Origin of the sequence: Alienimonas sp. DA493, from assembly GCF_043951915.1 — a bacterium.
GTDB lineage: Bacteria > Planctomycetota > Planctomycetia > Planctomycetales > Planctomycetaceae > Alienimonas.
On record NZ_JBINJD010000251.1, the window covers coordinates 1 to 4708 of the forward strand.

General features: G+C 75.3%; 3 protein-coding genes. 2 read left to right on the forward strand and 1 reads right to left on the reverse strand.

Annotation, left to right across the window (positions count from 1 at the left end; genetic code table 11):
* Positions 1–645: hypothetical protein (locus ACG2DA_RS21755; protein ID WP_395258650.1), on the reverse strand; the 645-nt coding region annotated here is incomplete at its 3' end.
* 221 nt (positions 646–866) lie between these two features.
* Here ACG2DA_RS21755 and ACG2DA_RS21760 point away from each other — a divergent pair.
* Entirely contained in the window at positions 867–4010 is a 3144-nt protein-coding gene (locus ACG2DA_RS21760; protein WP_395258652.1) for a HEAT repeat domain-containing protein, read from the forward strand.
* A gap of 49 nt (positions 4011–4059) precedes the next feature.
* Positions 4060–4653, forward strand: coding sequence for a cob(I)yrinic acid a,c-diamide adenosyltransferase (locus ACG2DA_RS21765; RefSeq protein ID WP_395258653.1), 594 nt, complete (start codon positions 4060–4062; stop codon positions 4651–4653).
* The last annotated feature ends 55 nt before the right edge of the window (positions 4654–4708 follow it).

Consider the following 4708-nt stretch of genomic DNA (forward strand, 5'->3'; position numbering starts at 1 on the left):
GAGCCGCGTCGCCGGCGTCTTCTTCAGGCGGCGTTCGATCTTCCACACGGGCTCGTCGCCGGCGGGTTTGACGTAGACGGCGGTGCGGATCGGGGAACGCTCCGCGGAGTCCCGTTTCGGTTCGGACTTCTGAGCGAGTACGACGAGCCGGCCGGGCACGATGCGGCGTTCGACCACGGTCAGACCATCCCGGACCGCGTCCTGCCCGTTCGCTCGACCCCGCGAGAGGTCAGCGGGGTTGATGACGAGTCCCGGCGTCAGTCCGGCCTCCAAGCGGACGAAGAGGCGGGGCGTGAACGCGCGGGCAATCGGATCGCGAGGCACGGCGGAGAGGCTCCGCTGGCCCAACGGCGTCCGGTGCAGTTCCCACTCATACCGTTCGAGCAAATCTCCGGCGCTGACCGGTCCCCGCAGGGCGGCGGCCAACTCGAGGGCTTCCTCCGACTGATCTGACGCCAGCCGCAGCGCCGCCTTTTCCGCCTCGCTGACCGGCACGCGGTCGGCGGTCGCCGCTTCCCACCGAGCTAGGATCGCCGCGACGGCGGGGTCGACCGCGGGCGGGTTGGGTTCGCCCACAACCGGGGCGCCCGTCTCCGGGCCGGCGGAGCAGAGCAGCAGGGCGAGCAGAACCGGGGGCGCCGGCATGGGGGTCCCGTCCGTGGGAGGAGAGCGAGTTGCGAACGACGCCTCGTGCGCCGAACCCGCACCCTAGTTCCCCGTCCCTGGCGCGCGAACGGCGGTTCGCCGCCGGTTCGCCGGAAGGCCGCCGACCGGGTCGTCCGCCGGGGCGACCCTTTCCCGGCCGGGGGCGGCGGCCCATCATGGCTCCGATGGATTCGTCCCGCACCGGCTCCGCGAGTTCCCCCGTGCCTCACGCGCCCCTCGCCCGCAACGCGCCCGCGTTGCTCGCCGCCCTGCTGCTCTTCGCGGGCGCCGCCTTGGGACAGGAGGACTTCGGCGACCCGCCCGCCGGACTCGCGACCGATCCCCCGGCGACCGGCCCCGCGCCGGGTCCGGCTGCGGAGACTGCCGAGGCCGACGCGCCGGACCCGATGATCGCCCGGTTGGAGGCGGCCCGCGCGGCGCTTGCCGCCGAGGGGGTCGTCGATCCGCTGCCGCAGAGCGGGCCGCTGCGGATCGCCTACGAACGGGCCACGCTGCCCTACGTCCGCGACCGCCGGGCCCAGCCGGTGCGGACGCTCTCCGGGGTGGTGCGGGTGTTGAACGCGGGGACGCAGCCGGTGCACCTCGGCCCCGGCGTCACGCTGACGGCGGAACGGCAGACGCTGCTCCCCAACGTCGTGCCGGAGGGGCTGCGGTACACCGCGAACGACATTCGCGGCGACGCGGCGGATTGGGCGAGCTACCGCACCGTCGCCCCGGGAGAGGTCGCGGAGTTCCCGGCGTCCTTCGTGAACCTCCCCGGCGGCCGCAACGACCTGCCGAACGAGTTGACGCTGACGGTCCCGTACGTCGTCGGCGGGACGGTCGCCCCGCCGGAAACCGAGGGCGGCCCCGCGGCGGAGGTGGAGGGCGGAACGGAACTGGTCGCCGAGCTGGACGTCGCCGCCTATCACCGCGGTCTGGCGGACCTGGAGGTCCGCCGCACCGGGCCGAAGGACGCGCTGGTCGTGTTCGCGGTGCGGGGGGAGCTGACCTACCTCGGCCGGTTCGCCCTGCTGGACCGGATGCGGGCGACGGCGAGCGAGGGCGGCCGGCGGGGCGTGCTGCTCTGGGAGAACGTGGCCCGCGACGGGGACGGCGACTGGGCGCCGGCCGTCCCGCCGCTGCCCGACGCCCCGGCGGGGCCGCTGGGCCAACCGGGCTTCGACCCCGCGGAGCAGGCCCGGTTCGCGGAATTCGCCTCCTACCGCTCCACGGGGTGGCCGCCGTTGCAGGCGGGGTTCGCGGAGTTCGCCCGGGCCGTGGGATTGCTCGGCGGCCCGGACGACCCGCCGACGGAGGAGATGCTCGGCGCCGCCGGCGAACTGCGGCTCGCCCTGCGGGAGGGCGGCATGGCGCTGGGCTCGCAGGGGCCGGCGGGGGACTTCGGGGAGACCCTGTACGAGGATGCGACCGACGCCGCCGCGGAGGTGCTGGCGAGCGCCCTGCGGACGCTCGGGCCGGCCGAGGCCGAGGCCCTGATCCGCAACGCCGACCCGCTGGTGCGGCCGGGCGCGGTTCGCCACGCCGGGCCGAACCTCCCCCCGGACCGCGTGCCGCTGCTGATCGAACTGACCACGGACGCGAGCTTCGCCGTCCGCAGCGCCGCCGCGTCCGCCCTCGGGGCGTTCGACCGGGACGACGCCCGGGCGGCGCTCGCCGGACTGGTGCGGAACGCGGAGGACCCGCAACTGGCCGCCGCCGCCGCGGAGAGCCTCGCCGTCTCCCGGTTCCCCAAGGGGCAGACGGCGCTGGCCGAGACGCTGGCGGACGGGGCGGAGGGGGTGCCGTCGGAGGCGTTCGCCGTCTTGGCGGAGTACAGCGACCCCGCGTGGGAGGGCACGCTGGTGGCGCTGGCCGGGGACGAAACGGCGGAGCCGGACGTGCGAGTCGCCGCCCTGCGGGCCGTGGTGGCGGGGCGGTCGTCGGCGGCGGACCGGTTGCTCGCCGACGCGATCGCCGGGGGGGACCCGGTCGCCGCCCGGGCCGCCTTCAACGAACTGGCGGAGCGGTCGGACCCCGCCTCCCGGGCGCTGGCGGCACGCTACGCCCTCTCGGCGCTGACCGACGCCGCCGAGGCCGGCGACCCGTTGGACGACGAGGTGGCGGACTTCCTCCGCGAGACCCGCCCGCCGGCCGCCGCCGAGCCGCTGTGGCGGCTGTTCGACGCCGGCGAGGGATCGCCCCGGCCCGAAACGATCGAGTTGCTCGCCGCCCTCGCCCCGACGGCGGGCGACCGGGCGTCGGCGGAAGCCGTGGGCGGGCGGCTGGCGGACGCGTGGGAGCGGATGGACCGGGCGGCCCGCACCGTCACGCTGGACGCCGTCGCCGACCTCGCCCCGGACCGCCTGCCTCCGCTGGCCGGCGACGCCCTCAAAAGCGGCGACCAATCCTTCGAGCAGGCCGCCAGCGCCGCCCTCGACGCCGCCCGCACCGACCCGGCGACCGTGGACCGCCTGCTGATCGAGGCCTTCCAATCCGCCGAGGACGCCACCGCGGCGATCCGGCTGGCGCTCACGCTGATCGCCCGCGCGACCCCCGCGACGCGGGCCGCCGTGCTGGAGGGCCGCTGGGACGAGAACCCCGTGCGGCGGGCCGCGGCGGACGCGGCCGTGACCCGGCTCACGCTGTACGGGCCGGCCCAGGCGTTCTTCTACGAGGCCGGGCAGCAGGCAATGCGGGACGCGAACGAGGACGGCCTGGTCGACGGCGGCGTCGAGCCCCACCGCGACAGCCTGAAGTATCTCGATATCGCCGTCCGCCTCGATCCGGAGCTGGCCGCCGGCTGGAGCCAGCGGGCCTTCAGCCGCGGGCAGGCCGGAGAATTGGAGGGCGCCCGCGACGACTACCGCAGGGCGCTGGAGCTCGACCCGTACGACAACCTCGCAATGACCGGCCTGGCGATCCTGGAGATCGAACTGGGCGGCGACGTCGACGGCGGTCTCGCCCGGGCGGAGGAGGGGCTGAAGAAGTACCCGGAGGATCGGCTGTTCGCCTACAACATGGCCTGCGTCTACGGCGTCGCCGCAAAGGCCTTGCAGCCGGCGATCGACTCCGGCGAGGCCGACGCCGAGACGAAGGAACGCTACGAGCGTTACCACGACAAGGCCCGCGAGCACCTGATCCGCTCCTACCGCCTCGGCCTCGACGGGGCGGACCACCGGCACCACGCCTCGACCGACCCGGACCTCGACGTCCTGCACGGCGACCCCGCGTTCGAGCAGGTCGTCGCCGGAACCCTCCCGCCGGCTCCCGGCGAGGAAGGCCCCGGCGAGGACGGCGACGCCCCCGCCCAAGACGGCCCGCCACCCGCGAACGGGCCGGTCGACGGCAACCCGTTCGAATAACTCCCGTTTCGCCGTCGCCGGTCGGCGGCCGCCCCCGCTTGAAGACTCCATGCGCATCGATCAGGTCGTCACCGGCGGCGGAGACCGGGGGGAGACTTCCCTGGCGGACGGCTCCCGCGTTCCCAAGACCGACGCGCGGCTGGCGGCGATCGGCGACGTGGACGAACTGAACGCCGCCGTGGGCCTCGCCCGCTGCGCCGCGGCCGGGGACGGGGCGATCGACGCCCCGCTGGCGGCCGTGCAGCAGGATTTATTCGATCTGGGGGCGGACCTCGCCGTGCCGCTGACGGAGGGGGAGGAGACCGCCGAACGCCCGCCGCTGCGGATCAGCGCCGCCCAGACGGAGCGGATCACGAACGCCGCGAAGGCGGCCGCGGCGCCCCAGCCGGCGCTGTCCAGCTTCGTACTGCCGGGCGGCACGGAATTGGCAGCCCGCCTGCACCTCGCCCGGACCGTCTGCCGCCGGGCGGAGCGGTCCCTCTGGGCTTTGCACGCCGCGGCGGGTTCCGACGGACCAGGGGTGAACCCGCAGGCCGCGGTCTACCTCAACCGGCTCAGCGACCTGCTGTTCTGCCTGAGCCGCGCCGCCAACGAAAACGGCGCCGTCGACGTGCTGTGGGTCCCGGGGGCGAACCGCTCGTAGGGTCCGCTGTGCGGACCGTTCTCACCCGGGGACCGCAGATTCCAAAACGGTCCGC

Excerpts from the sequence above, each read along its gene's own strand:
- ACG2DA_RS21765 (WP_395258653.1), top strand. The coding sequence starts at position 4,060 with ATGCGCATCGATCAGGTCGTCACCGGCGGCGGAGACCGGGGGGAGACT.